This window comes from Rhodococcus sp. PD04, assembly GCF_035918275.1.
GTDB classification, from domain to species: domain Bacteria; phylum Actinomycetota; class Actinomycetes; order Mycobacteriales; family Mycobacteriaceae; genus Rhodococcus; species Rhodococcus rhodochrous.
Window position 1 is genome coordinate 445,451 of record NZ_CP142144.1, and the last position, 26,840, is coordinate 472,290.

Annotated in this window: 29 protein-coding genes; 10 read left to right on the top strand and 19 right to left on the bottom strand. The window is 64.6% G+C overall.

Annotation, left to right across the window (positions count from 1 at the left end; genetic code table 11):
* Positions 1 to 45 precede the first annotated feature (45 nt).
* Both U9J23_RS26320 and mbp1 read left to right on the top strand, forming a co-directional pair.
* Positions 46 to 1,074, top strand: coding sequence for a DUF418 domain-containing protein (locus tag U9J23_RS26320; RefSeq protein WP_272269732.1), 1,029 nt, complete (start codon positions 46 to 48; stop codon positions 1,072 to 1,074).
* Between the two features lie 627 nt (positions 1,075 to 1,701).
* On the top strand, positions 1,702 to 1,941 hold the full coding sequence (gene mbp1, locus U9J23_RS26325) for a microaggregate-binding protein 1 (protein ID WP_272269729.1): 240 nt from the start codon (positions 1,702 to 1,704) through the stop codon (positions 1,939 to 1,941).
* 624 nt (positions 1,942 to 2,565) lie between these two features.
* Here the strand turns inward: mbp1 and U9J23_RS26330 are convergent.
* From U9J23_RS26330 to U9J23_RS26365, 7 genes are all read right to left on the bottom strand, one after another.
* Positions 2,566 to 3,618, bottom strand: a complete 1,053-nt coding sequence (locus U9J23_RS26330; RefSeq protein WP_272269727.1) for a phytoene desaturase family protein — start codon at positions 3,616 to 3,618, stop codon at positions 2,566 to 2,568.
* 422 nt (positions 3,619 to 4,040) lie between these two features.
* Entirely contained in the window at positions 4,041 to 4,562 is a 522-nt protein-coding gene (locus U9J23_RS26340; RefSeq protein ID WP_442802297.1) for a MarR family winged helix-turn-helix transcriptional regulator, read from the bottom strand.
* Positions 4,563 to 4,887: 325 nt separating this feature from the next.
* Positions 4,888 to 5,475: an AMIN-like domain-containing (lipo)protein gene (locus U9J23_RS26345; RefSeq protein WP_272269724.1), complete on the bottom strand. Its 588-nt coding sequence runs from the start codon at positions 5,473 to 5,475 to the stop codon at positions 4,888 to 4,890.
* Between the two features lie 106 nt (positions 5,476 to 5,581).
* Positions 5,582 to 6,193: a hypothetical protein gene (locus tag U9J23_RS26350; RefSeq protein WP_272269722.1), complete on the bottom strand. Its 612-nt coding sequence runs from the start codon at positions 6,191 to 6,193 to the stop codon at positions 5,582 to 5,584.
* A gap of 53 nt (positions 6,194 to 6,246) precedes the next feature.
* Positions 6,247 to 6,588, bottom strand: coding sequence for a lipopolysaccharide assembly protein LapA domain-containing protein (locus U9J23_RS26355; RefSeq protein WP_264722660.1), 342 nt, complete (start codon positions 6,586 to 6,588; stop codon positions 6,247 to 6,249).
* A 267-nt stretch (positions 6,589 to 6,855) separates the two neighbouring features.
* Positions 6,856 to 7,005 (bottom strand): hypothetical protein, encoded by a 150-nt coding sequence (locus U9J23_RS26360; RefSeq protein ID WP_272269720.1) that lies wholly within the window; start codon positions 7,003 to 7,005, stop codon positions 6,856 to 6,858.
* An 8-nt stretch (positions 7,006 to 7,013) separates the two neighbouring features.
* Positions 7,014 to 7,193 carry a hypothetical protein gene (locus U9J23_RS26365; RefSeq protein ID WP_272269718.1) on the bottom strand — a complete coding sequence of 60 codons (180 nt, stop codon included), beginning with the start codon at positions 7,191 to 7,193 and terminating at the stop codon, positions 7,014 to 7,016.
* A gap of 602 nt (positions 7,194 to 7,795) precedes the next feature.
* Between U9J23_RS26365 and U9J23_RS26370 the strand changes: the two genes are divergently transcribed.
* Both U9J23_RS26370 and U9J23_RS26375 read left to right on the top strand, forming a co-directional pair.
* Positions 7,796 to 8,095, top strand: a complete 300-nt coding sequence (locus U9J23_RS26370; protein ID WP_326603325.1) for a hypothetical protein — start codon at positions 7,796 to 7,798, stop codon at positions 8,093 to 8,095.
* Between the two features lie 375 nt (positions 8,096 to 8,470).
* A complete protein-coding gene (locus U9J23_RS26375) occupies positions 8,471 to 8,878 on the top strand; it encodes a four-helix bundle copper-binding protein (protein ID WP_272269712.1) in 408 nt (135 codons plus the stop codon).
* Positions 8,879 to 8,907: 29 nt separating this feature from the next.
* Here U9J23_RS26375 and U9J23_RS26380 read toward each other — a convergent pair whose 3' ends face one another.
* The 3 genes from U9J23_RS26380 to U9J23_RS26390 form a co-directional block, all read right to left on the bottom strand.
* On the bottom strand, positions 8,908 to 9,720 hold the full coding sequence (locus U9J23_RS26380; RefSeq protein WP_326603266.1) for a potassium channel family protein: 813 nt from the start codon (positions 9,718 to 9,720) through the stop codon (positions 8,908 to 8,910).
* Positions 9,721 to 9,797: 77 nt separating this feature from the next.
* Positions 9,798 to 11,045 carry a cation:proton antiporter domain-containing protein gene (locus U9J23_RS26385; RefSeq protein WP_272269708.1) on the bottom strand — a complete coding sequence of 416 codons (1,248 nt, stop codon included), beginning with the start codon at positions 11,043 to 11,045 and terminating at the stop codon, positions 9,798 to 9,800.
* Positions 11,046 to 11,134: 89 nt separating this feature from the next.
* Positions 11,135 to 11,434 (bottom strand): YrhK family protein, encoded by a 300-nt coding sequence (locus tag U9J23_RS26390; protein ID WP_200360353.1) that lies wholly within the window; start codon positions 11,432 to 11,434, stop codon positions 11,135 to 11,137.
* A 43-nt stretch (positions 11,435 to 11,477) separates the two neighbouring features.
* On the opposite strand from U9J23_RS26390, the gene U9J23_RS26395 reads away from it, so the two are divergent.
* The 3 genes from U9J23_RS26395 (at position 11,478) to U9J23_RS26405 (ending at position 14,043) form a co-directional block, all read left to right on the top strand.
* Positions 11,478 to 12,032, top strand: a complete 555-nt coding sequence (locus U9J23_RS26395; protein ID WP_272269704.1) for a DUF421 domain-containing protein — start codon at positions 11,478 to 11,480, stop codon at positions 12,030 to 12,032.
* 16 nt (positions 12,033 to 12,048) lie between these two features.
* Complete coding sequence (locus tag U9J23_RS26400; RefSeq protein WP_272269701.1) at positions 12,049 to 13,467, top strand: DUF2254 domain-containing protein; 1,419 nt, start codon at positions 12,049 to 12,051, stop codon at positions 13,465 to 13,467.
* A 105-nt stretch (positions 13,468 to 13,572) separates the two neighbouring features.
* Positions 13,573 to 14,043 (top strand): DUF4383 domain-containing protein, encoded by a 471-nt coding sequence (locus U9J23_RS26405; protein WP_231782007.1) that lies wholly within the window; start codon positions 13,573 to 13,575, stop codon positions 14,041 to 14,043.
* Between the two features lie 251 nt (positions 14,044 to 14,294).
* On the opposite strand, the gene U9J23_RS26410 is transcribed toward U9J23_RS26405, so the two are convergent.
* From U9J23_RS26410 to U9J23_RS26440, 7 genes are all read right to left on the bottom strand, one after another.
* A complete protein-coding gene (locus tag U9J23_RS26410) occupies positions 14,295 to 15,479 on the bottom strand; it encodes a hypothetical protein (protein WP_272269697.1) in 1,185 nt (394 codons plus the stop codon).
* 272 nt (positions 15,480 to 15,751) lie between these two features.
* A complete protein-coding gene (locus U9J23_RS26415) occupies positions 15,752 to 16,096 on the bottom strand; it encodes a helix-turn-helix domain-containing protein (RefSeq protein WP_272269695.1) in 345 nt (114 codons plus the stop codon).
* The gene (locus U9J23_RS26420) at positions 16,080 to 17,231 is read right to left on the bottom strand and encodes a tyrosine-type recombinase/integrase (protein ID WP_272269693.1); all 1,152 of its coding nucleotides are present in this window, start codon (positions 17,229 to 17,231) and stop codon (positions 16,080 to 16,082) included. The genes U9J23_RS26415 and U9J23_RS26420 overlap by 17 nt, the downstream gene beginning before the upstream one ends.
* Before the next feature lie 842 nt (positions 17,232 to 18,073).
* Positions 18,074 to 19,516, bottom strand: a complete 1,443-nt coding sequence (locus U9J23_RS26425) for a hypothetical protein (protein ID WP_272269690.1) — start codon at positions 19,514 to 19,516, stop codon at positions 18,074 to 18,076.
* A gap of 352 nt (positions 19,517 to 19,868) precedes the next feature.
* On the bottom strand, positions 19,869 to 20,171 hold the full coding sequence (locus tag U9J23_RS26430; protein ID WP_272269688.1) for a hypothetical protein: 303 nt from the start codon (positions 20,169 to 20,171) through the stop codon (positions 19,869 to 19,871).
* Positions 20,168 to 20,674 (bottom strand): hypothetical protein, encoded by a 507-nt coding sequence (locus U9J23_RS26435; protein WP_272269687.1) that lies wholly within the window; start codon positions 20,672 to 20,674, stop codon positions 20,168 to 20,170. The genes U9J23_RS26430 and U9J23_RS26435 overlap by 4 nt, the downstream gene beginning before the upstream one ends.
* Positions 20,671 to 21,030: a hypothetical protein gene (locus U9J23_RS26440; protein ID WP_272269685.1), complete on the bottom strand. Its 360-nt coding sequence runs from the start codon at positions 21,028 to 21,030 to the stop codon at positions 20,671 to 20,673. The genes U9J23_RS26435 and U9J23_RS26440 overlap by 4 nt, the downstream gene beginning before the upstream one ends.
* 741 nt (positions 21,031 to 21,771) lie before the next feature.
* Here U9J23_RS26440 and U9J23_RS26445 point away from each other — a divergent pair.
* The 3 genes from U9J23_RS26445 (at position 21,772) to U9J23_RS26455 (ending at position 25,379) form a co-directional block, all read left to right on the top strand.
* Complete coding sequence (locus U9J23_RS26445; RefSeq protein ID WP_068166605.1) at positions 21,772 to 22,203, top strand: helix-turn-helix domain-containing protein; 432 nt, start codon at positions 21,772 to 21,774, stop codon at positions 22,201 to 22,203.
* A 732-nt stretch (positions 22,204 to 22,935) separates the two neighbouring features.
* Entirely contained in the window at positions 22,936 to 24,300 is a 1,365-nt protein-coding gene (locus U9J23_RS26450) for a cytochrome P450 (RefSeq protein ID WP_272269986.1), read from the top strand.
* 68 nt (positions 24,301 to 24,368) lie between these two features.
* A complete protein-coding gene (locus U9J23_RS26455; protein WP_272269954.1) occupies positions 24,369 to 25,379 on the top strand; it encodes a GAF domain-containing protein in 1,011 nt (336 codons plus the stop codon).
* Positions 25,380 to 25,632: 253 nt separating this feature from the next.
* On the opposite strand, the gene U9J23_RS26460 is transcribed toward U9J23_RS26455, so the two are convergent.
* Both U9J23_RS26460 and U9J23_RS26465 read right to left on the bottom strand, forming a co-directional pair.
* Positions 25,633 to 26,229, bottom strand: coding sequence for a hypothetical protein (locus U9J23_RS26460; protein WP_272269956.1), 597 nt, complete (start codon positions 26,227 to 26,229; stop codon positions 25,633 to 25,635).
* Positions 26,230 to 26,241: 12 nt separating this feature from the next.
* Complete coding sequence (locus tag U9J23_RS26465; protein WP_272269958.1) at positions 26,242 to 26,598, bottom strand: hypothetical protein; 357 nt, start codon at positions 26,596 to 26,598, stop codon at positions 26,242 to 26,244.
* Positions 26,599 to 26,840: the final 242 nt, after the last annotated feature.

Below are 26,840 nucleotides of genomic sequence, written 5' to 3' on the forward strand. Positions count from 1 at the left end.
GTCAGCCCTTCCCGCCAAGCCCTCCGCGGGTGTTACGGTCCGCCCGTGGCCGACGATGTCGACGAGAAGCTGACCTCCGACACCACGATGACCGGGCGTGCGCGGATCGAGGAGCTCGACGTGATCCGCGGATTCGCGCTCTGCGGCATCCACGTGGTCAACGTCTATCAGCAGGTGGTGTTCGCCGCGGTCTTTGGCGACCAGCCCGGACTGGGGGTCACCACAATGCCGGCGATCGTCCGATACGGCTTCTACGAACGCTTCCTCCCCATCTTCACCTTGCTCTTCGGGGTGAGCTTCGCGATCTTCCTCGCCTCCGCCGGTAACCGGACCGACCGGCCACGAGCCGTCCTTGCCAGGCGCCTCGCGGTGCTGGCGGTGTTCGGCGCGCTCCATCAGCTGTTTCACCCCGGCGAGGCACTCCTTCCGTACGCCGTCTTCGGGCTCGTCGTCCTGCTGCCCGCTTCCTACCTCCGGCCGCGCTGGGCGCTCGCCGTCGGCCTCGTCCTCCTGCTCGTCGGAGCACAGACCGTGGCCGGATACGGAGTGATGCCCGGACTCCTCGTCCTGGGCTTCGCGCTGGCCGGCCTGGGGGTCGCCGACGCGCTCGGCGACCATACTCGGCGGTGGGCTCTCGCCACCGCGGTGCTCGGCGCCGTGACGGTCGCCTACTGGAGCGCAGTCGCCGCCGGCATCGAGCTCCCCCGCTTGTCGTTCGGGGCCACGTCGCTCCCGTCGCAACTCGCAGGAGTGGTCACCGGCCTGTTCTACGTCTGCCTAGTGGTTCTCGTCCTGCGGACCAGTACGGGTCGCGTGCTCTCCTGGGCCCTGGCCCCGATGGGCCGCATGGCGCTGACCAACTACCTTTTCGCGACGGTGCTCATCCTCGTGTTCTCCCCGATGCTCGGGATCGACGGGCTCGACGACTGGCCCGCCGTAGCCGGGCTGGTACTCGTCATCATCGCCGTAGAAGTCGGGGCCAGCCGCGTGTGGCTTGCCCGATTCCGCTTCGGCCCCGCAGAGTGGCTGTGGCGCTGCGCGACATGGTGGAAAATGGTCCCGAACTGCCGGTGACACCGAGGGCTGCCGAAGGCTGTCGGAACTATCTGCAATGCTGCGCCATGTGAAACTCGTTTGATGTTGCCGGCGTCGTTAGGGGGCTGATGCCTCCGCGATGGGTGAGCTTCTGCGCGACGGTTTTCCTCGGCAGGATGGTGCTGTTCCTCGGCTGGCCCAGCGGGTGTTTCCCGCCTGGACACAGGCGCGTGCCGAACGGATCGCGAGCATCGTGGTGGACATAATGATTCCCGATGTCCCGGTATCCCAGAACCCGCATCATGCGCCAGCATCAGTCGCTGAGTCTCCAGCTAACGGCTTGGACTTTACATAAGAGCGCCCTATCGGCCGGCCGGGGCGGGAGGTGAGCTAGCGGGCAATCTGCGCAGTGGTGTTCGTTGTCCTGATCTCGGTGGCGTCGTCACTGTCGCATGGTGTCTCGTCGTCCTTCGTGGTCGGTGGCCCACTCGTCGCAACGTAAAACGCACGAGTATCCGAGCCTACTGCCCACACACCAATGGGGCGGTTGGAGCCGGGGTTGGCGGCGCCGCTTGTGGGTAACCGACGGGTGTAGGGCGGTCGGTACCGCAGCGGTAAGGGTCGCCGATCGAACACATACGACCGAACGCACAAAGAGAATGGCTCATGGCAGACGAACGCACCGGTGGTCCGTCCGAAGGCGTCAAAGGTGTCGTCGAGGACGTCAAAGGAAAAGCGAAAGAGGCCGCAGGAGCGGTGAGCGGGAGCGACGAGCTCACCCGCGAAGGACGTGCCCAACAGGACAAGGCCGACAGCCAGCGTGAGGCTGCAGCAAAGGAAGCCGAAGCGGAGAAAGCTCGCGCCGAAGCGGACGTCGACGAAGCACGCCAGCGTAAGCACCAGTAGGAGCCCACGCTACCGGGCGTTGCGATGCAACCCGATATCTGGCCGCTGCGATCAGTGCGAGATGCTTGGCAGCGCAATTCGATCCGTACATTCCGACTATTGTGGCCGGGGATTTCAATCAGTGACTTCCGCGTCGGGGCCCACCGGAACAGTGTACGGGGCGACTGTGCCATGTGATGTCGCGCTGGACGCTGCACACCGCTGACGACCTCGAGCAGGGCCCTCGATCGACCACATTGCCTCGAACTTGCGCTGTACCTCGGTGCACACCTGGTCGCGCCGCGACGAGTGGAGGCTCTCGAGCGATCAGGCCGGTGTGGCGTGCACCCTGCGTCATACGGCCCGGACTCGCTCACCCCATGAGCAAGTTCCTGTGCCGAGATGGCAAAAGAATTCTCGCATATGTTAATTCAGGTAACAGGCACTGTGGGTAACGGAGTTGTCCGGACGGCGATCGGCGCCTGGTGTAGCGACAGGATCGAAGCGACGAACCTTCTCCGCTCGTCGCCGGCGAGCGAATTGCGAAGCAAATCAATTCAATACGATCTGATCATCAGACGATGCGGTGCCTTCGTCGATGGTGCAAGGGATTGCCTCTGCAAGGCCGCGCTATTCTCCGCGGTACTATTGCGTTCCTTTGCATTGCCACGGTAACTTCTTTGGGGTTCGGTGTGATTCCTTGCAGGGGAGGGCAAGTGTCGCCCGGATGTGCGCCCTGCACGGTGCCGGCCGGCTATCCCCCCGACCGATGTCGACACCGTTGTCGGGCGTAGCTGTGTCGATGCCCGCCCCCCACGCATCGGCATGTGTTCCGACGCTGTTCCCCTGTCGCGTCGGAACCCCTCCGTCGGCGCGGCTGTGTCCGTCGCCGCGCCGACGGAGCCACCTTCCCCTAGCGCCCATGCCGTGACCGTTGCGGCCGTTTCGGACCTTCGCTGCGCTGTATCCGACAGGTCGGTGCGGCGGGCGGCGGACCGGTCTCTGCCAGCGCAGCACCGGTTGTCGTGGGAACACCCGGTCGACGGGGGTGTCGGCCCGTCCCAGGCCGGGGGTGGCCTGGAAGATCAGCTGCTGATGCAGGGCGGAGGTGCCCTGGTTGATGGCTCCGCCGACGAGAGCGGCATTGGGTTGTTCGAGCTCGATGGGGCTTTGGATGACGCGGCCGAGGATGCTGCCGGTGAACCCTGGTGCATGTAGTTCGACGACGGTCTGGATCCGGTCGGCGAAGCGTTCTCGCCGCGCGGCGGTCCATTCGAGGTCTCGGCGGGGGACGTGGGTGTACGCCCACACGGCTTCGGTGCCCGGTGGCGAACGTGACGGATCGGTGGTGCTCATCTGCCCCATCAAGACGAACGGTCGCTCCGGCAGTACGCCCTTACGCAATTGCGTGTGATAGACCGCAAGCCCGTTCATGTCGACGCCGAGATGAACGGTGCCTGCTCCGGAGGCGACCGGGTTCGACCAGGGGATCGGGCCCGACAGCGCCCAGTCGGCCTTCACGGTGCCGTCGTCCCACTCGAAATGCTGCAGGTCGTGAATCAGTCGGGCAGGCAGATGCTCCTCACCGATGAGACGACGATAGAGCGTCGGAGCGGGGACATCGGCGAGTACGGCGCGAGTGACCCGGATCTGTTCGTCGTGGGCGTCACGGACGCCGACTCCTCGGCCGTCCCGCACGAGGATGCCGGTGATCTCCCGCCCGCATTAGACGGTGCCGCCGCGGTCGGTGAGCCGACGGACCAATGCTTCGGTGATACGTACCTCCCCGCCCTCGGGCACGGGAAAGCCGACCGTTTGTCCCAGCATGGTCAGCAGCCACCCGAACAGAGCGCCGGCAGCGTCGTCGGGACCCAGATCACTATGGACGGAGTTACCCGCCAACAGTATTCGCGCTCTGGCATCCCGCGGACGGGCCGAACGGAACGGATTTCGGCGCCCACGGCGAATTCGACGACCGTGCCCGGACCTCGAGCGTGCAGGCCTGGCTGTCCCGCCATCACGGACTGCTCGCGGCGTCGGTCACCGGCGCACTCACCGCCACCGGGATGGCTCTCGCGGCACGGCCCCGCATTACATGATCTCCCGGCCACGGCACCCGGTCACGGATGGATCGGCCACAACAACGTGAGCGCGTCCTCGGTGGCCGGCTCCCCGGCGGCATCCGCAAAGGCGTCGAGGGCGACCGCGAGGTCGTCGCGCTGCGAAGCGCTCAACCTTTTCAATACCGCGGCGATGGCATCACGCCGATGGTCTGTGACGGTCTGTACGAGATCGGCACCGGACGGCGTGAGCGTCAAGGCGAGTCTGCGGCGATCCTCCGGAGCATCACGTCGATCCAGCAATCCGGCCTTGATCAATTTATCTACTGTTCGACTCGCGTTGGAAGGATCGACTCCGAGCTCGTCTGCTACGACCGCGAGACTGAGCGGGCCGCGGGTGCCCACCAGCACGAGAACGCGCAACTGCGGAATGCTGACCCGATCCTCCACTTCGGCAACCGACGCTGCCGCAATTCCCACCAGTGCGCGCGACGCCCACATCACCGCATCGACCTGCCGATCGAACTTCTTCTTCGAACGTCGTCGGGAAGAAGAGCAGGGCGGAGCGTCCACGGGCGTCATCCTCCGTCAGTCCCTGCAATACCGCAACCATTGTATCCGCGCAAAGAATTCACCCAGGGCGACGTTTGCGTGCCCCCGCCGGGGGTGCCGCCGAGACTATGACGTCGACGGACCGCATCGGAAATCCGTGGGGCACTCGCCCCCCGTACGGCCCCGGACAGGAGTGGCCGACCCGAGTCGATTCTTTTCTCGCCGACGGGTTGACCGAGGACGAGGTCGACCGATGGGTGCAGTCGGCGAACTGCGCTCATCCGATGGCGGGATGCTCGCGCCGGTGGGTCTAGACAATTGTCGCTGCGCCGGGGTTCCTCGGCGCGTTCTTGAATCAGCGGGCGACGTCGATGACCACGCGGGCCGGGTCGTCGAGGGAGTACACCGCGAAGGGCAGGTTCGGATCGGTGAGGCCGATGAAGGACTGGGTGGCGCCTTCGAAGATCGTCGCGCCGGTGACCTCGACGACCGCACCACCCGCTCGCCCCCGGACCGGGAAGGGACCGGTGTAGGGCGTGACCTCGCTGGTGAACGGATAGGCGGAGCCACTGATCCGGACCTCGAGAACCGAGTCGCCGGCGACAGGCGTCGGGTCGCCGCTGCCGACCTCGATTGCCCGGTCGACATAGCCGACCCGCCAGCCGGGGGTGCCGCGGCCGTCGAGTTCGTAGACCACCCGATCGAACCCCTCGTGGGCGCCGGTGCGAATGTCGGTGACGGTCAGCGCCGCGTCGGCGTCGGCCGGTGCGGTCTTGTCCGCCGCATCGACCGGGACGGTGCCAGGGGTATGGGTAGTGGTGGCCACCGCGACAGCGGCGGCCGGGACGGGATCAGCCTCATCGGAGGCGGCCGAGCATCCGGTCAACACCACCGTGGTGGTGGCAGCAACCGACATGATGCGGATGTGAGTGGTGGGATTCATGCTTTGAGAGTGACCCCTGTGCAGTCAGGACAAACCGGGCCCGGTCCAGATCCACACAGGACGCCGACACGGACGAGAACCTCTGCCGCGCAGAGTCGTCGCGATGTCATTGGCTCGCCGGCAGGGGTGGGAGCGGCCGCTCGGTGGGCAGCGGTTCGTTCGGGGTCCAGGCGTCGAAGGGCACCTCGAAGGTCACCGTGCCGGCTCGTTCGAAGGTGAAGGTCACCGGGTGGGTCAGGCCGGGTCGGATCGCTTCGGCGGGGAATCGGCCGCGCACCGTCAGGGGCCGATCCGGTGCCGCGGTCGGTCGGAGTTGTTCGATGGGTTGCCCGGCGGCCAGGGAGCTGCCGGGCAGCAGTTCGCGTGCCTGATCGGAGGCCTCGAGTGTCAACTCTCCGGCGGGTGAATCGATCGAGACGAGCCGGTCGGTCGTGGAGGACTGGTTGACGACGGTGAAGGCCAGGGTGACCTGGCCGTATCGGGGGACGGCGGGATCGGTGGGCTCGGCCTCGAAGTACACATTGCGCAGCAGCAGGTCGCCGAGTTCGGCGTTGGTGCCGTTGATGGCGGCCTGCTGGGTGTCGGTCTGGGTGATCTGCCCTGCCCCGCATGCGACGAGCAGGAGTGCTGTTGATGCGAGAACGATGAGCGACCAGGCGCGACGATGCGCGGCCGAGATGCGGTGGGCGTGTAGGCGACGGTGTGCAGGCGGTGCCACAGGGTCTCCTTTCGTCGTGATCGACCGGGCGCCGGTTCGGACGGTCTGCCGGGTCACTGGGCTTTGCGGTAGGCGTGGCGCAGCTGCCAGATCCGGGCGCCGCCGATCACCGCGGCGATCAGCAGTCCCGCCAGAGCCGCGAACAGCAGCGCCACGCCCAGCGGCAGGGTGAAATCCCAGCCGAAGAAGGCAATGGCGGTGCGTTCGGTGTTCTGCAGGATGAACACCAGCAGCGCGACGGTGACCACCGCTCCTATGGTCAGTGCCACCAGCATCCGGCCGGTGCGGGTCGGTTCGACCGCTCCAGCTGCGGGCGCGGTGTGGTCTGCGGACCCGGTGGGAGTGGGGTCGGCGTCACCGGAACGCCTACCGGGGTGTGAGTTGTGGGTACGCATGATCGGCTTCTCCCTTCATCGGTCCGGAACACGCACCGGGGCAATCCCGTGGGTGGTCAGAATGTGCCGAGGGTGCCTTGCCACACGGCAGCGAGGAGGTAGAGAGCAACAGCGAGGGGATAGTAGGGATTCATCGATGTTCCTCAGCGTGCTTCAACATGCCTGGGCCGCAGGGGGGATGTGAGGTCACTGCTGGGGGAGCAGTGTGATGGATCGAGATCTCCACGGGGTGCTCGACATGGGCGCCACGCGCTGTCCGAGGCGAGTTCAGTGCGAATCGGTGGAGGTGTTCGGCCGTGTGTCGCCGACCGTGGTGTCGCGCTCGGGCCCGTCTGTGGAGGTCGGGGCGTGCATGCGGTCCAGGTGCAGTTTGATCCATTCGGTGGTCACGGCCGGATGGCCGGAGTGCGGGTTCATGATCGGGCTCAGCTGGTGGGTTGCGGATAGTCGCAGTCCACGGTCGGGTTGATGCCCATATAGTTCAGGGGTCCGGCCACGATGGTCACCGCGATGGTGCCGACGCTGGCGCAGTTGGTCGAGGCGTCACCGTAGTATCCGCGTTGTCCCGCGGCGACGGCGCCGATGATCAGCCAGGCCAGTATCAAGGGTGAGCAGACCGGACAGGCGGCTTCTGGTTCGCATCGTGTGCTCCAATCCACGAAAGCGGCCGCATCGAGCGCGGTGCTCGCTCGGCCGTCCCGACCGGATGGGTGCGGGGTCCGGGGATACTCGATCCGGCCGACTCGATCCGGAGGGGGCGCGCACCCCTCCGGATGCTGTTCGTTGCGGTGGTGCAACCATTGCGACCGGTAGGGCAGATCCAAATCGTCGATGGATCTTGCACTTTCGTTTCTAGGGCTCACCCTAGTAAGCCGGTGTGGGCGTGCCAAGGCGCTGACGTGGTTGACCGTCGATGGTTATGCGATTGCAATCCCTGGGTTCGCTCGAAGTCAATCCGTGCCCGGTTAGGTCCGAACATCGCCCGGTAGGACTGCAGCTCACCGATCCCGGCATCACGGGTGGCGAGTTGGGCACGTAGCGCAGCGATCTCCGCCGCCAGGTCCGTGACCTGTGCCCCGGTGGCGGCCTGGTTCGCCTCGTCCTGTCCACCGACGCGTTCGACGAGTCCTGCATGCCCATCCCGGTGAAGACACCAATTGCGGCAATCGTGCGCGAGCGCGACGGGGGGCTGTGCCAGACTGCGGGCATGGCTGTCGATCCGCGGGGTGCCGAGCTGAAACGTTTTCTTGCCGAGGCTCCCGGTGGGCCGGTGGTGATGCTGAATCTGCTGCGTTTCGCCGATGGCGGACAGGAACTCTACGACCGGTACGCCGCGGCGCTGTACGAGAGGTTTCTGCCACGCTACGGCGGGGAGGTCCTCTACGCCGGAGACGGCTCGACCGCGCTGGTCGCCGACCCCGACTACCAGCAGGTGACCACCTGGCGCACCGAGGCACTGACCGAAGCGGTGCTGCAGGCCACCGTGCCGTGGCCCGAGCGCTCCTGACCAGCATCGCTCCTGAGCAGCAGCGACCCCACCGTCCGGCTCGGCCCGGCAGCCTTCGTCGTGCAGCTGCCGGACGGCACCGACCCGTCGGGGCACCGTGATGGGCGAGGAGTGGCGCGCGGTCATCGGTGCGCACCGCCGAACCGCACACCACCCCCCGCACAGCCCATTGTTACCCGCTGTCCACAGCGGTGTCCGATGAACGACCCGACCTGACCTTTCGATTCTCCTGGGCTGGGCCACCGCGGCGGCGGTACTGTCGGGCACCGAAAAATCTGTACGACATGTTGAGAGCGTGCTTGCTCGGGTACGCGACAGACGAAGCGGAACTTGCTGTTCCGTAAGAAGCCGTCACCCGAGGAAAGGAGCACTGTCATGGGCACTGCAGCGAGCATGCTCGAGAGCTACCCGAAGAATGTGGGCGACATCGACACGGGCGTGTTGGCCGCCTGCATCGAGGCGTGTACCGACTGCACGCAGACGTGCACCGCCTGCGCCGACGCGTGCCTGGCCGAGGACACCGTCGCCGACCTGACCACCTGCATCCGCACCGACCTCGACTGCGCCGACCTGTGTGCGGCGACCGCCCGGATCCTCTCGCGCCAGACCGGCAACAACGCGACGGTCACCAAGGCCGTGCTCGAGGCCTGCGCCACCGCCTGCCAGGTCTGTGGCGACGAATGCGACCGGCACAGTTCCCATCACGAGCACTGCCGGATCTGCGCCGAGGCATGCCGGCACTGTGAGCAGGCCTGCCGCGATCTGCTCGCCGCCCTCAACTGACCTGCTCACGCAGCATCGCCGGCGCCGGGTCACCGTGGTGTGGTCCGGTGCCGGTGGTCGGCGGCGTAAGCAGCGCAGATCTGTTCGATCGATCCTCCGGTGTGCAGATAACGGCTATCGAGATAACTGGTGAGCGACCCGAGTTGCTGCTCGAGCCGCACTGCGGCGCGGCGCACCTCCATCGCCGTCGATGCCTCCCCGGCCCGAACCAGAGAGGGAGCGTGCCCGAGCATCGCGGCCAGGGACCGATCGGAGTCGGCGTCGCGGAAGAAGTACGTTTCGCCGTACTGCCGCAGATCGAACTCCACGGTGGTCAACGACTCGGTGAGCTCGTCGAGTAGCGCGCACGCGATGCTCGCCTCTCCACGGCGGGCAACCTCGGTCGAATCGGTCGAGATCAGCAGATGCACGGTCCGGGCGGCGGCGCGGCGGCGGATCAGCGCCGGGTAGATCTGCAGGATCCACGAGATCGCCGCGGTGAACAGCACGAACCCGATCAACGCCTGCACCGGGAGCAGCAGCCGCAGCACCGGATAGACGGGGGTGATGTCGCCGTAGCCGAGGGTGGCCACAGTCACCAGCGACAGATACAGCGACGCCACCGGATCGGATGACGACTGCGGCTGCAGCGCAGAGGCAAAGGAGAAACCGCCCGGCATGTGCGGCAGGTAGATCAGCGCCCACCCGGTCACGATCATCGCAGCCCACAGCAACACCGTGGCGATCATGCCCAGCGTGCCGGCGGAGCCGAGCGCCCGACCGTGGCGGCGGATCCTCCCGGCGATCGACCAGATGATTCGGACACCCAGCGGCTCAGCGTGCCCAGCCCGTGTGGATGCCACAAGGTCGCATAGATATCCCGCAGCGCCACCGCGATGAGCGCTGCGCCGAGCGCGCTGAGTAACCACGTCATTGCCGTCTACCTCCGGTCCCTAGCGCGCGTCGGCTGCACCCGATCGACTCTTCCTGTTACGGCCCGAACGTAGAGTTTGCGCCCGGCTGCGGCGGTGAGACCGAACGCCACTGTGCTCGCGGTCAGCACGAGCGTGCCGGCGCCGAGCACGGCGTCGTCGACGCCGAGGCGTTCGGCTTCCATCGTCAGATAGAACAATGCGGACACCCCCACCGGCCCGAACCAGCCGAGATACACCGCGTCGGGCAGCGGTAGATGCAGTGGCCGTCGCAACAACAGCACGATCGGGATCCGCCGCAGAAGCAGGACAGCGACCATCAAGGCGGGCGCTTTCCAGCCCAGCTCGGCCCATTGCTGCCACGGCAGGGCGGCGCCGAGCAGGAAGAACAACGGCAGGACTGCGAACCTGTTGACGGCCTCATCGATCTCGACTTCGGAAGTCCGTTCGGCGCCGGTGCCGACGGCGTTGAAGGCCAGACCGCCCACGAATACGGCGAGCACCCCGTCGACGTGCAGCAGACCGGCCACACCGAGGATGCCCAGGGCCAACACAGCGGTGAACAACAGGGCCGGGCCGTGTGCGGTGGCGCCGTGCTTGTCACCCAGTCGCAATGCTGCACCGCCGACGGCGCCGAGGAGTGCGCCGGCGACCAGGGCGCCGAGGACCTGCCACAGTGATTCGCTGACCGCCGCACCGGCGCTGAGTGGGCCGGCGACCGCGATCGCGGCGACCACCAGTGGCAGCGCCAGGCCGTCGTTCGCGCCGGATTCGAGCGAGAGCAGCTGTCGGTCCCGGGCGGGAAGGTCCCGTTCGGCAAGATCGCCAGTGACCACACTCGAGGCCAGCACCGGATCGGTCGGGCAGATCGCGGCCCCGAACAACAGCGCCGCGGCCAGCGGTAATCCGGCCACCGCCCATCCGAGTCCGGCCGAGATCGCCGCCATCGCGGGCATGACGACCAGCAGCAACACCGCCAGTGCGCGGCGGTGGCGACGCACTGCGGCGATGGGGTAACGCAACGCAACCGCCATCACGGACACGGCCAAGAGAACCCTGGCGAGCTCGTGGAACAGGCCGTGCTCGACCGTCACCGGTGCGATCGGCAACGCATCGAGCAGTTGGGGACCGAGCAGTACCCCGGCAAGCAGACCGAGTAAGGGTTCGGACAACGGCAGGCGTCGCATTGTCGAGGAAATCGCTGCCACGACCACGCCGAGCGCGCCGACCACGGTGAGAACGACATCGATGTGCATAACGGTCGCATTCCCGGATCGCCCCCTGGCAATCCTGCACGGCCCGACGAGGGGGCTCGTGCGCGGATCGCGGGCCCAGATTCGGACGGTCAGTAGTCGTAGTCACCGCCGGTGGCACCGGAGTGATGTCCCAGCCGTCGCAGATGCGTGCGCCGGCTCAGGCGGATCACGGGCCGAGCGAGAAAATCGAGCGAGCCGAGCAGGAACAGCCAGGTACCGGCGGTCTGGGTGGAGTCGAAGAAGAACAACACGCTACCGACGGTGAAGAACACCGCGATCAGGACGTCGTTGACGATCGAGGCCGTCTCGTACCGGTTGTCGATCACGACCTGCTCCCGGCCGACGGACAGTCGCAGCGACGGATCTGTTCGGGTGCGATCGGTGGCCATGGCCGGGCGAGTACCCGTCTGCCGGGGCGGGTATGCCCGACGAATGTGGTTCGGAAGCTGGTCCGATCTGATGCGTGTGGTGCTCGTCGGTGCGGCCGCCTATCTCTGGCTGGTGTTCGTACTGCGAATCTCGGGAAAACGAACCCTGGCCAAACTCAACGCCTTCGACCTCGTCGTCACCGTCGCTCTCGGTTCGACGCTGGCGACGATCCTGCTCAGCTCCGATGTGTCGTGGTCCGAGGGCGCGGTGGCACTGGTGCTGTTGGCGGCGCTGCAGTATCTGGCCGCGTTCGTCTCCTCCCGCCGACCCCGCGTGCGCACCGTGCTCACCGCCGATCCCACCCTCCTCGTCGAGGAGGGAGTGCTGCTCGACCGGGCGCTGGCGCAGCAGCGGGTCAGCCCCGGCGAGGTGCGGCAAGCGGTGCGTGCCTCCGGGTTCGGCGACCTGGGACAGGTCGCGGCGGTGGTACTCGAAACGGACGGCAGCTTCAGTGTGATCGCCCGCGAGCAGCGCGGTGACGGCTCGGCCCTCCAGGACGTGGCCCGCCCCGCAGACAACGACCGGCGACCCGATACGCATGATGGAGACCGTCGATGACGCCCCGGAGGCTCCCATGACCAGCGAGAGCACCGGGCACACGAATCCGCTCGAGGTGCTACGTCGGCGGCGCCGCGTGCTGGCCGAGGCCCTGCGCTCGCGCCTATGGCCGTTGCCGGCCGTGGCGGTGCTGCTCGCGGTCCTCGCCGGGATCGGCGTGCCCGAACTCGACACCGCCGTCGACGACCACATGCCCCCGGCGGTGGCCGGCTATCTGTTCGGCGGTGGCGCCGACGCGGCCCGGGAGGTGCTCGGCGCGATCGCCGCCTCGCTCATCACCGTCACTTCGTTGACGTTCTCCCTCACATTGGTGACCTTGCAGCTGGCCAGCAGCCAATACTCGCCGCGGCTGCTGCGTACCTTCGCCGCCGACCGGGTCGTGCAACGCACCCTGGCGTTGTTCCTGAGCACCTTCATCTACGCGCTGACGGTGCTGCGGACAGTCCGCAACGAGACCGGCACCGACACCAACGAATTCGTGCCCCAACTGGCCGTGACCCTGGCGTATGCCCTGACCGTCGCCAGCGTGGTGTCGCTGGTGCTCTTCCTCGGGCATCTGGTCCGGCAGATCCGCATCGAAACCATCCTCGATCAGGTACGCGCCGACACCTGCGCGACCGCCGCGCACATCCTGCCCCGGGCCACCGCCGACAGCGGCCCTGCACAACCGCTACCCGAACCGCCACCGCACGCCCACCTCGTCGACGCGACCGGTTCCGGATTCGTGATCGAAATCGACGAACACGCCGTCCTTACCGCAGCGGTGCACGCCGACGCGCTGGTACGGATCGATCGTCCGGTGGGCAGCCCCCTCGTGGCGGGAACACCGATCGCGCGCTGCTGGCCTGCGCACCCACCACACCCCTTGACCGGCGAGACATCTGACCGGCTCGCCGACCAGATCCGCGACGCGGTGCGCACCGGCAGCGAACGGACCACCGCCCAGGACGTCGGCTACGGACTACGTCAACTCACCGATGTGGTGGTGCGTGCCCTGTCCCCGGGTATCAACGATCCGACCACCGCGGTGCACGGACTGGTCGCGTGCACCGCAGTGCTCGTCGAATTGCTGCCCGCCCGCCTGGGGCCGTATACGGTATGCGACTCCGATGACCGGGCCCGCGTGGTGATCGCGTGCCCGACCTTCGCCGACCTACTGGATCTGGTATGCACGCAGCCGCGGATCTACGGCGCCACCGACCCCGAGGTCCTCGGGGCACTGCTGTCGATGCTGCACCTGTTGGCACGGAAGGCGACCACCGAGGAGCACCGCAGCGCAATCCACGATCAACTCGTCCTGGTACGTGATCGGATCAACGCCCACGACGGCACAACCCGCCTCCATCTCGAGCGCCGTGCCCGCGATGTCGAGGAAACCTTCACACACCGTTGGGCATCCCCTGGCCCCGCACCGCGGCGGCCGGATACACACTGATGGTCCTCGACCTACGCCGCCCCCGGCGGTTTGGTGCTGAGCGACGCCGGAAAACCTATACGGAAGAAGCGCATGCTGCATCGATCGTGCGAAAGGGGGCGCATGATGACTTCTCCATCGTCCCGCCCGACTCGACGCTCACTCACCGCGACCCCGGTCCAGACCGCCGCGCTGGTTGTCGGCGCCGTGTTCCTGCTCGTCGGCATCCTCGGATTCATTCCGGGTGTCACCTCCGACCTCGACCATCTCGCCGGTGCCGGACACAGCTCCGGCGCAATGTTGTTCGGACTGTTCCAGGTGTCCGTGCTGCACAACCTCGTCCACGTGCTCTACGGCATCGCCGGGATCACTTCGGCCCGCATTCCCTCCGCTGCAGGGATCTACCTGCTCCTCGGCGGACTGATCTACCTCGGGCTGTGGGTGTTCGGACTCCTGCTCGACAAAGACGGCGCGATCAACTTCATCCCGCTCAACCACGCCGACGACTGGCTGCACTTCACCCTTGGTGTCGGCATGATCGGACTCGGCATCCTGCTCACCCGCGGACGCCACGCCGACGAGCGTGCACTGTCCTGACGAACACCCTTCGATCGGTTCGAAAGGTCCTAGTCGATGAGCGCCGAGCATGGAACCGCTCAGCGTCGGCGTGCCTACTGCGACATTTTCCGACCCCGCGAGCCCGGAGAGAGTAGTAACTCGCATCCATTAACGAGCTCGATCATCTCGACGGGGGAATGCTCCCGGGCCGCAGGACGACGCTGATGGTCGGTGCCATCCGCACGCAGCTCTCCCGCAGAGATCTACCGGTGTGATCACGTGTTCGACGATCATGAGTTCTCCCGCCCAGAACGGTGAAGCGCAGGATAGGAAGCCCATGTCATGCCGGCTCGAGCAGCATGCGCTTCCAACGAAGCCGTCTTGAATCCGAGCGTTCGAGCCGCAACAACCGCCGGCATCTCCCGGACCAGATCGCGTATGGCCGCCGCCTTCATCGCACGCAACTCAACTCCATGCTTCCTCATCTGTTTCATCAGATAGTTGGCACTGAGCGGCTGGTCAGGGCAGATTCCGGCGAATAAGTAGGACGAGTCAGCGTTGCCTGCAGTGTTGATGTTAGGCCTGGACTGCACATAAAGTCGTAGTATTTCGTCGAACGGGTGGGGGACCTGCACGGGATGATCGCCGAAAAGAATCTCGATCACATCTTCTTTCACCTTAATGTCGTTGAGGGTGAGGCGAACCAACCGAGTGACGGGTTGACCGTAAAGAAGGAAAAGAATGGCGGCAGTGCGACAGGACAGCGGAATTTCCGTGTTGTCGAGCAACCCTGCCATGAGGTTCAATCGCTTGTCCTGATCGATATCAGGTGATCGAAATGCCGTACTCCCTGGGAGATCGATGCGGGAAACATAGCCGTTACGGAGCGACCATTTCATGAAGCTTTTCACACGCATCCGTGTTGTATTTCCTGTAGCGAACCATTCGTCGATATGGGCCTGGCGGCATCGACTCAGCGAAAGCGACCTCTTCTCGAGCCAGTTCAGGAAATTGATAGCTACGGTCGTGTCCTGTTTCGAGGTTCTGACATGGCCCTCCCTCAGGCTTTTCTTGTCGGAGAGTTCCCGCAGCCTTCTTAGGTGATGCCACCGTGCGTACTGCCGAACCACTTTGGTGTGCTCGTCGTTGAGAGCGCACGCGTCCATCGTGCGCTCGAGCCACCGAGTATAAAGTTGCAGGTTCGGATCCCTGTATTCAAGGACGCCTAATTTCGTCAAGAGCTGATGCAGGTGCTTGACCTTCGCGTATTCGCCGTAACTGTCGAATGTCTCATGCTCGATCGGCGACTCGCCGTGAGCCAGACTGCGGAGAACCTGCCGCACATGCCCGTTACGGAGCCAGATTATCGCGCTCATGGGTCGCGGCTGCGCGATGACCGCCTTGTAGAAGGGAGTGAGCTCCTGGCACAGGCTTCCGGACCCGTCGTCCAGGAGAATCGACAAATCATCTGTCACACAACAGCGGACACACATCTGTTGACGAAACAGATGGTCCTCGTTCCCACATCGAGTGCAGTAGAAGCTTCGAGGTATCTCTGCGCAATCCGTACAGATCGGCCGATTATCCGGGTCCAGGCCCGGCAGGAGTCGTTCACGGGAGCATCCCGGGCACATTCCACGTTTGCCGACTGCACGGTGGTAACACCGGCTACACACCACGCCCTCCGGCCACCGCCAGTAGACCCGAACACGACGATCGCACCGGGCGCATGGAGTAGCTGACATGTCTACTCCGCCGGACGGATCCGTGCCCGCTTCGGTCTGATCGTGCTGTTCAGATCCACTACGCCGCCACCGCCACCGCCACCGGCTGTCGTGGTTCTGCGGCTCGGGGTCGCCTCGATGCGGAACTGGCAGAGATCTTCCACCGAGCAGTCGAGCGCATCGCATAGTGCGCCCAGCAGGGCCAGAGACATTCGATCCGGTTGCTGGCCGAGCATTCGATACAGCTGAGACGGGGAGAGGTCGATTCCACGCTCGACCAACAGCGGTATGAGTTCCGAAATATTATTCAAACCCCGCGCTGCCATAATTTCCCGGAGGCGCCACGAATATTCAACTCGTCGATTCACGATTCCTCCTTTCGTCCGAACCCTGTCGGACCGCTCGTCCCGCAATGCGCTCGAAGGCATTTTGAACGACACGTGTGCGGTAGTCGGATGATACGTGCGTGTAGATCGACGTGGTGCTCGCGTGTTCGTGCCCGACTTGCTCCTGCACGAACCGGGCCTCATAACCGTATTCGATGAGATGGCTGACGTAGGATCTGCGGAGCGAATGAAAGTCGATGCCCGAGGCGAGACCGAGCTCCGTGCGGAACTGGTTGAACGTGTTGGATACCGAGCCCAGTGCGATACGGCTACTGCGTTCCGTGCACCACAGGGCAGGGTTGTCCTCGCCTGATATTCGGGGTCGAATATCCTCGATCCATTGGACCAGACTCTCGACCGCCCAGTCCATCTCGGGAACGGTCAGGACACTTCGACGCTTCGGCGGGGCGCCTTTCATCGCCTTCCCGTACCGCACGTACAGAACGCCGTATCGGCCGAACGCGGGAGCTTTCGGATTGAATCCGAAGTCGATCGTGTCGAGCATACGAACTTCGTTTCTGCGAAGTCCCCAGGCGTACGCCACCTTGAGCAGCACCGCGTCCCGAAACGCTGGGATGGCTCCCTTCCTTCCTTGGGTCAGGATGCGTTCGACACGATTGTCGGCGTGGTCGAAAAGGTCCTGAACTTCCTCCCAGGTCAGGGCTCGTTTCTTCGGTCGAGCGATCGCGTCCTGGGTGTGGCGGGCGGTGTTCCATTCGTGGCAGACCTGGGTGGGGTGAGTTCCGAATCGTTCCTCGCATGCTTCGGACCATCCATATGCAGGATCGACGAGATATGCCAAGAACGCCCGCAGTGCCAGTTGATAGCCCAAAAGTGTGCTCTGCGCCAAGCCGTGGATCGCCCGACGCTGCATGAAGAATTCGTCGACATCGGCAGCGGACCATTCCCACGGCTCACTGCCGGCAAAGGCGTGAAAGCGGCGGACGATCGCCTCTCGTGCGTTGACGGTACCGAAGCCCAGATTGCGACTGAGTTGCTGGTTTCGCCATCCGTCGAGCATGGCCTGAAAGACCTGCTCTTCGGGTCGGAGCAGTGCCACACCGTCGGCAAGGTGCAGCGACGCATCCCCAGGTCCACGGCGATCCGAACGACCCATGGAGACCCCCTCGCATTGTGCGCGAAATATTCGCACATAATGCGAATGTGGGTCAAGGTCGCCAGGTCAGAAGGGTGGGGAGGATCCACTGACCGGGTGAACATCCCCCGTGCGAGCGTGGGATAGCGGGAGTCGGCGAGGAGGCGGAGCTCGGCAGATGGGTAGGGAATCCGCAGTTCAGCGCCTGCGTGAGTCGGTCGACACGGAGGGGTTGTCTCGTTCCGCCATGTGGACGTCACGGGTTCGCATGGCGCGCAACTCGTGACGGTTGATCGTGGATAACGATAATTATCCATCAAGATCACATTGAGAAGGGGCTGGTCTACGGCACGGAGGCGACCATCGCCGATGTGACGGCGACGAGCACTGTGGTGGGCTTTCGCACCCTCGGTCGGTATGTCGCCACCCGATAGTCCTATCGTCGGCCCGAGGCGTTGGTTGCCTACCGAGAGTGCACGCCGCAGAGCTGCGGAACCGATCAGCGTGCCGCCCAGGACTGCGGTCATCCGGTGACTGCGGATCTGCGGTTCGTGCCGACAGGCCGCGCGATCGGACGGGCCGCCGAAGCACCTTCATTTGCAGTCCACGCGAATGGCCAACCTGATAGTTAACATAACAGAGGATATCGGCAAACGCCCGCGTCAACGAGTCGTATGCGTGCTGTCGGGCGCGCCGGGCGCTCGAGGTGTCGAGACGAGGGTGGTGACCGGGAGCCGACGCATGTGCGGTGCGGGCACGTATGGCAGTCGGCTCCGCGTCGTGAGGCGGTTGCCGTCTGCGGCTGAGGGTTATCTGCATGCCGAGGTAGCGCTTCCTTGTTGTGCGTGAATGGGTAGGCGCGTTTATCGAGCACAGCGTGCAGCAGCGGTCCTCTTCGCTGCGAGGTCCGTGGCGAGCTGTTCGCGCACTGCTTGTCGATGTTCGCCGGTTGCTGGTCGAGCCTGGGGGATCGAGGTGGCGACGAGGGCACGGTGGCGGGTCTTGATCATCCGGTGTGCTGCATCTGTCGGGGTTTCGCCCTTGTGCGTTCGGTCGTGGATCTTGCGTTCGGTGGGGGAGGGGCCGGACCAGTCGAGGCGGGAGAGGCGGAAGGCCACCATCCGTAGCGGCGAGGTCATCGCGTGTGCGGTGGGCCATGTCCATCCACGAGTGGTGCCGTCGTGGTTGAGGGCGTGAGCGATGTCGATGCCTGTCCAGCGGTCGGTGTCGATGCCGGCGTCGAGTAGGAGGTCGCAGACCGATCCGATGTGCCCTCGGCGTCTGCCGGTTGCGTCGTCGATGCCGACGATCGTGCGGAGTGCCGGGGTGCGGTCGACGAATTGGGCGGCTGCTCGTTGGAGGGCCAGCGGCCGGGGCGTGGTCGGTGTCGAGTTCTGTTCGCCTGCGCGTGTGCGCGCTTGGTGATCTTTCCTGACGGAAAGACACAACGATAAAGAACCACTGGGGGATTGGGGTGCGGAACTCTGTGAGCGGCGATGAGACGAGGAAACAGGACGGGTGGTAGAGGTTCCGGTCGTGGGGATGAAGCGTGGCCGGCGCCGTGGCTTCTTCTGCGGTTCTTCCGGGGCGGGCATGGTCTCGACGGCCCATGCGGGTGCGGACAACGCCCACACACTCGCAGCGCCGATCTGCAGTCGAACAGGGGGTTGGCCGTGGGTACGGCTGTAGAGGCGGGCGGCGGCTTCGCGTTCGGTGGCGTTGAGTTTCTTGCCGCGGGCCAGTTCGACGCCGAGGTCGAGTGTTTTCAGTGCGCGTCGGCCACGTTTGAGCTGGTCGATCGACAGACTGTCTGTGGTGGCGAGGGTGGCCAAGGATGCGCAGACGTGGCGTCCGGTCGTGGATTCGGCGTACCGGGCGTGGGCGGCACACACCCGTAGGAATGTCTGCGCGGCGATGCCGTGGCGTGTGAGGGCGGTGCGTCCGCGTTCGGTGTGGGTGGCGATCCATTCGCACAGGGTCAGCCAGTAGCGGCGGCTGTGCCAGGTCGGGACACGGGCGTATGCGCCGGCAGGGACAGGTAGGGAGAGTGCGGCGCCGGTTCCGGGAGGTTGGGCGTCGAGCAGGTCGTCGACAGCGTCCTCGTCGGGATGGTCCTGCGTTTCGGCGGCTTCCATTGCGGCGACGTTCGCGACGGCGGCAGCGACGATGGCATCCCATTCGGCGTCGGTGAACGGCTGCGGAAGTGGAAGGTCGGAATCATCGATGTTGGTCGACGCGCCGAGGATGGAAGTGTAGGTGGTTGGGCGTGTTTCAGGGTGTGCGCTACCCTGAGACGTACCTGGCACGGTAAGTCCCTTCGGGGAAGCAGTAACTCAGAGTCTGTGAAGCGGCGAACTTCGGAGACTCATCCAAGAACGTGATCGTCCTGCTAGACGTTCGTGCTCGACGGATGAAGGATCTTGCGGGTCCTTCTGTGAATGTTCTGGTGAAGCCCACCCCTTTCGAGGGGTGGGTTTCTCTTTTGGGTTGAGTCACTGCGCTGTTGATTTGTCAGACTGGTTGGTTCGGGTTACGTGGTCATGGATGCGTCTCCTCGGCGTTCAGGTGCGTGTGACGACTCCGTGTCGGAGCGCGCGTAGCTCGTGATGGACGAGCTGCGCACGGACGGAATCCGTAGCGTGGAGCCGGTAGGAGGTCCTACGAACCGTGCGGTGCGACGATCGACTGTGCGAAAGTGGCGACCTGCCTGATCTGTTCGACCGAGGCTGTTTCCGGATCGGAGGCGACGAGACCGACCGTGTCGGCGAGCGCCATGAACTCACCGGCGACATGCGGGTGCGTGGGGGACAGGACGAGTGGTCCGTACCTGTGCACCAGATCGTCGAGGTCCAGGACCGCAGGAGCGGCGGTGCCGCGGACGAGTCGGGCTGTGAGCCTGTTGCCGATGGCGAGGATCGCCCATCGGCGGCCGTCCCGGTCGACGGCGACCGGGGAGTTCACGCGGCATTCCGATCACTTGCCGCGGGTGGGGCTATGCGGTGTTGCCAGGCGGTGTACGCGTCGCGGACGAAGGACATCGCGACCGCAGTGTCGTGCTCGCGCCCGATGGCGTCGAGTGCGCCGAGGATGGCTTCGAGACCACCGAAGGTGCGGCCGGCGAGATGATCGAGCGCGTCGGTGCAGGTGTCGGCGACGGCGCTCCACGCGATGTCGAGACCGGGGGAGTGGGCGGCGGTGCGGGCTGTGCGCGCGATGTCCGCGATGGCGTGCCATTGATCGATCGTCGCGGTGTCGGTGGCGGTGTCCCGGCAGACGGCGGCGATCTGGTCGGCCGCCAGGCGCGGGAACCCGTCGAGGGTAGCGACCAGGCCCCAGGTGCGGTTGGCGTAGAGGTCGGCGAACCACTGCCAGCGGTCTGCATCGGGGTGGTCGTCGCCGGCCGGTGCCTCGATGATGCCCTGGGCGATGGCTTCGAACAGGTTCAGGTGCGGGCTGGGCTTCATGCCACCGCTCCCTTGAACAGCGTGCGTTGTCCGTCGGCGGGGGATGCTGGAACCTCCTGCGCAGGAGTAGAAGCAGGCGCAGTTCGAGCGGTCGTCGCACGCCGGGCCTGTCGAGGCTTCGGTTTGGGCTTTCGACGCTTGGTCTTGGCTCCGCACCGGTCGGCGTAGGCATCGAACATCTCGGGAGCGATCTCGTCGCCTTTACCGGAGAACAGTCGCCCCGCGAGGATCTGATCGCGGATCTTCTCCCCGCTGGCCAGCCTCCGGTCGAGCTCGGTGGTGCATGAGGTGAGCAGCGGGCACTGGGCGCACGCAGCGACGGCTTGGCGCCACGGGGCGGATTTGTTTCCGCTCACCGTCCACACCTGTCCTTTGCCGGAACACAGACCTTGACCTGCGCGGATCTGGCTCATCGGAGCTTTGAAGCGGGATTCGAGCTCGATGGCGATCCGCCGCGAAGTAGGGCATACGCGCACAGTGGGGGTGTAGACGAATCCGCATCGTCGGCACCGGCCGATGCCGCAGTGTTCCCGCTCGAGCGCGCGGAGCTGGTTCGTCGAATAGTCGCTGAATGATCGCGTGTGGGCGCGTGCGGTGAGCGTGCGCAACGCCGCGACGACGGGCAGGCACAGCGGCCGGTCCGTGGAGTAGGTGAACCCGCATGACGAGCATGCGGTGCCCTCCGGATTCGGCAGGTGCTCAGCGAGGAGATAGTGGGGGTCCTTGCTGCCACGAATTGTGTCGTGAGTCTCTCCGTCAGGACGGGCGGGACTCTCTGCTACTAGGCGTATCTGCCCAGCGCCAACTAACCTGTGCATTGCAGGCTCCATATCTGCAATCGAGGCCACGTGCTGCTAACCCGTGCGCCTCTGGCTTGTTCGACTGCTGTAACAGTCGGCTTGCTATTGGACGGTCCCTCAGCTGCTGCTAACAGCTGGGGGACCGTTCGCGTTCAGTGGCTACTTCGCTCCTTCCATATCATCCATCTATACAAACGATCTATTCAAATCCATATGCGCGCATCGTATCGAGGGAGTTGCACAGTGTCTAGCGATGACGACTTCACGAGGAGGATTCGGACGGTGAGCCGACGGGTAATGCGTGGCTTCAGTCCCGACGCTCTGCGTCAGGCGCGCCTCAACGCCGGCTTGTCGCAGACAGAGATCGCACGGGTCGCGAAGGTAGGTACCGGGACCGTCCGCCGCTGGGAAATGGGCGAGTCCTCCCCGCAGGTCGATTTGCTCGCTCGGGTTGTCGAAGTGCTGGGGGTGACGATCGCGGACGTGGTGAAAGTGCCCGAGGCCGAGCGCTACCCGGGTGACTGGCGTGTGCTGCTGGGTCTGACGCAGCCGCAACTCGGTGCCAAAGCTGGTGTTACCACTCAGATCGTGAGCTGCGTGGAACGTGGTGTGATTTCGCTTTCCGACAACGTCGGCGAAAGGCTCTCTGCAGCGTTGGGGATTTCGGAGGATGAACTGCGAGCGGCGCACGAACGCGCTCGAAACAGGCCGCTCGGCGAGCCTTCGTAGGTCTTTCGTCCGCGAACGTCTTATACGTCTTTCGTCGCCGGTGCTCGCGGTCTGCATGTCGTCTCCGATTCCGGGTAGCTGGAAGCAGACCTCACGATTTTCGTGGGCCTACTGCTTCCAGACGGGAATCACTCACCGACCGGCGCGAGCACGAAGGAGGCACTCCCCCGAGCACAAGAGAACTTACCCAGGTGGGACGGCCGAGGCAAAGTGTGTGCCGCAAATCACTGTAACGCTCGATGTTTGGATGTATCGGCGTGGGAGAGCTCCCCATATCTCGTGCTCGGCAGGGTTGTTCGAGCGAGCCAGGGCAAAGGGCGCCATCGCGCTCTCCCCTCTATGCAGAGTTCGGACCCGCTCAGGCCAGTGGCAACAACACCCGCAACGGTTGAACGGGCCGAAGGTGCCTGAGCTGTCGGTAGATTGCTCCTATGGCTGATCTGGTAGCCACGGGTGAATAGTGGCTGTGCGCCGCGGGATTCATAGCTGACTCAGCGGCGGGATGAAGTCATATCCACATTTCGACTCCAGACAGGTCCCCGAAAGGACATGTCCTTTTTGCGTCGTCAAGGCCGGTCTGGCGCGTCGCGGGCCGTGCGGCATGGTCTCAGGTGGGGTTCGGCGGAGGAGATAGCGGTACGGCACACTCGGGCCATGACTTCTGTGGGGAGTGCCAGTTCCGGAGACACCGCGCCGAACGCTCCGGGGGAGGGCAAGGTGGCGGAACAGCGGATGCCTCGGCCGTCGTGGCGGCTGCCATTGCTTGGCGATGTGCTGCGCCTCGATCCTCAGCGACCGGTGCAGCGGGAAGCGCAGTTCGTGCAGGAGTTGGGCGACGTCTTCGAGATCAGCATCCTCGGCCGCAGGGTCATCGTGGTGGGGGGTGGCGACGCAGCCGCAGAGGTCTTTGACGAAACCCGGTTCGCGAAGGCAGTCGTCCCTCCGGTAAGCAATTTGCGAGAACTGGCAGGTGACGGGCTTTTCACCGCATTCAACAGCGAGCCGGCCTGGGCGCAGGCGCACAATGTGTTGATGCCGGCCTTCAGCCAGGCATCGATGCGCAGCTACCACGACGCGATGGTCGAATGCATCGATCAACTATGTGCCTACTGGGCCGATACGGCCAGCGGCGAGCCTGTCGACATATCTTCTGACATGAACCGGCTGACCCTGGAGGTTATCGGCCGCACAGGATTTGGCTACAGCTTCAACTCGTTCGCCCCTGGACGCCATCCGTTCGTCGAATCCATGAGTCGCGCCATGGCGTACGTCTCCCAGACTGCGAACGATGTTCCGGTCCTTCGGGAAATTCTCGGATGGAAGGCTATGCGCCAAAATCCGAAAGACATTGCGTTGATGAAGACCACGGTCGATCAGGTCATTGCAGCCCGCCGCAGCGGTGAGACACCGCGACAGGACGATCTGTTGCAACGAATGCTCGAGAACCCGGACCCCCAGACGGGGGAGATGATGTCGAATCAGAGCATCCGTAACCAGGTCCTGACCTTCTTGATCGCCGGGCACGAGACCACCGCCGGGTTGCTGTCGTTCGCCTTGCACTACCTGTCACTCAACCCTGAGATTGTCGAACGGGCCCGGGAAGAAATCGACGAGGTGTTCGGAACGGGCGGCGCGCCGGTGCGCTTCGAGCAGGTTGCGAAGTTGCGGTACGTACGGCGCATCGTCGATGAGACGCTGCGACTGTGGCCATCTGGCCCGGCCTTCTTTCGCAAAGCTCGCCAAGAGACCACCCTGGCCGGCTATCCGATCCGCAAGAGCGAAACCATCCTGGTGGTCCTGCTCGCCCTGCACCGCGATCCGCAACTGTGGGGCGACGACGTAGAGCGGTTTGATCCGGATCGGTTCTTGCCCCCAGCCGTACGAGCTCGTCCGGCCCACGCATACAAACCATTCGGGGTCGGCGCGCGTGCGTGCATCGGTCGCCAATTCGCGCTGCACGAGGCCATACTCGCACTGGCCCGCATCCTTACGCACTTCGACATCGCACCCGTCCCGGGATACGAGTTGGAGGTGGAAGAGCTTCTGACGATCCGCCCCAAGAACCTGCGCCTGGTTATGCGACCCCGCAAGCGATGAGACGCGACGCCCAATCGCTTGAGAATGGACGACCGTTACACTGACCGCTTGATCGATACGCAATCGTAATGAGCGAGGTCTGCATGGGCGGATGGCACTTGATCGAGACGCTGACCGAGGGCGTCGCGACACTGGTGGCTTCGGGGGGCGAGACGAAAAACATGATCTCCACCAGGAGAAGCATCTCGCCAGCAGCAGACATCCTCGTCGAGCCGATCATCGAGCACGTACGGAAGACACGAGAACCGTTCGAACGTGTCCTGCACTCGAAGCGCTTGAACCGAGCGTGGCGGTTCTACGCCTGGCCCATCATCGGGCCCTTCGGCGACGTGCACGGCATCCACATGTGGGTCGGCGATCCGAAGGAGAAGATGACGCCGCGACGACTGACGTCAGGGGTGTTCTGGTCGACCACCGATTGGCTGATCTACCAGACCTGGGAGTCCGCGGCCATGTCGGGAACGTTGCTCGAAGACTGGGTTCCTACGGCGCTTTCTTCGGATTACATCAATCGGGCAATCCATATGGAGAAAGAACAGGAGTTCCTCGAGATCACGCTGGCACCCAAGCCGGGGATGGTGCTCAGCACCTGGTTCTCAGTCCGTCACGATCACGGCCACGCCATGCAGTGGCAGGTAATCCTGCGACCTACCGCGGACGGGAAGGGCGTACGTGTTCTCTACCATGACTTCTCCGACGCCTATCCGCCATCCATGCCCACGCTCGCCGAACTCGGACTCACCGAAGGACTCGACGGGTCAAAGGTGCACGTCGCACTCTTCGAAGCTCACCGGGGCTCGATCGTGTTGTGGATCGGCCGTGCCCCGGAGTGGCTCGAATGGCAGTACGCGCACCTGACCGGCCCTGTCGTGCACCCGGACGATCTACCTACCTTGCAGGCCAGCGCGAAGCGAATCAGCCTTGGAGAAGCCCCATATACCGTGGATCTGGTGCAATTGCACCGTGGTCAGGACGAGTGGGTGAAGTCCTCGGTAACTATGCGCCCATTCCAACTCAAGGATCGTCCCGCTCATGCGGAGCTGACACTCATCCAGGTCACTCCGGTAGACGATCATTAACGACCTCTGAACGGCACCGTCTTCGAGCATGGGCGGACCACGCGTGACAACGTAGGGCGGTTTGTACTCGTTCATCGTTCTTCTGCCCTTGAGGCGCTGGGATACCGAAGAACTACGTTGGGAACCTCGTTGATGCTCAGCCCTTCTTGCTGAGAAGGAGCACGATCTCGTTCTCGGAAACGAAGGTTGCCTGTCGAACTCGGATAGATTGGCGCGGAACGCTGTGCACGCGTGGCACTGTACGTGTTCAGAGTTACCGTTTACCGCGCAACTCCGTGTACGCAGCCTCGGCGATAGGCTGGGCCTTTGCGTACTCCGACATAGCAGTCTCACCGTTCGTATAAAAGCGCTTGTCCTCGACGTACTCGCGCGTATCGGTCCGCTGCACCGCCAATGCGTACGCCACCGGATTACCCGGATCGACGTCCACGCCAGCGGCGTTGTCCATGAACGTGTCTGTCGCGACGCGCACTGCGTCCGTGGAATCGGCCCCGATGTTGTACGCGAACCGCCATCCGTAGATGTCCGCGATCGCGGTAGCCGGCGCGGGCAGAGATAACCCGGAGGTCCAGCCTGTTTCGGCCTGTCCGGCGAGAAGAGCTGCGACCGCTTGCTCCGGCGTGCCCCCGCGTTCCTCCACAGCCTCGACTATGGCGGTTGCATTCTGCTTGTTGATTTTGTACACCAGGTCGGTGGTGTCCTCGCCGAAGACCGACACGGCCGTCGGTGCTGCAGTCGTGCTCGGGGAAACGGTCGGCGTAGGCGCGGCCGGTTCGTCCCTCCCGCACGAAACCACGCCCACTGCAAGAGCTGCGGTGATCAGGGTGACGACAAGGTTCTTAGGCTTCACAGGTCCTCCGGGTCAGTAACGGATTTCGTCGATGAGCCAGCGGTCGTCTTTTCGAACGATCGTGACCCATACCTTGGTGTCGGGCTGGACGGTCTCGGTGCCGCTGTCGGACACCGCTGTCTGTTTGATGGTGGCTACGCGGCGAATGACGGTGTCGGTGTCCTCGGGACAGCCGGAACATTCGATGCCGACGTCGGCGATAACCTTCGCCTGCTGCTCGCCCCAGTGAGCCCACTGCACGCTTGGTCCGCGTTCGGTGTGGGCATCGACGCTCATGCGTTGGGCAAGGGAATCGGTCAACCAGTGGCGTGCGCGTCCGTAGGCGTCGTTCTGAGTGCGGTCCGTAGCCGGGTACCAGGAGAACACCACCGTCAGACCCTGCCTCGCTGCGTCTTCGGCGGCCTGAGTTGCCGGCGACGGGGTCGGGGCCGCAGTTGCGGAAGGAGAAGCCACTGTCGTGGTGGGTGAAGCTGAGGTCGGGGGGATAGATGGTTCGGAGTCGGTGGGTGCCGATCCCGCGACTTCGCTCTGGGGTGACGGACACCAATGCGCGCCCCAACTGACAGCCAGGACGGTCAGCACCCCCACGACGAGCTTTCCTACCCTCATAA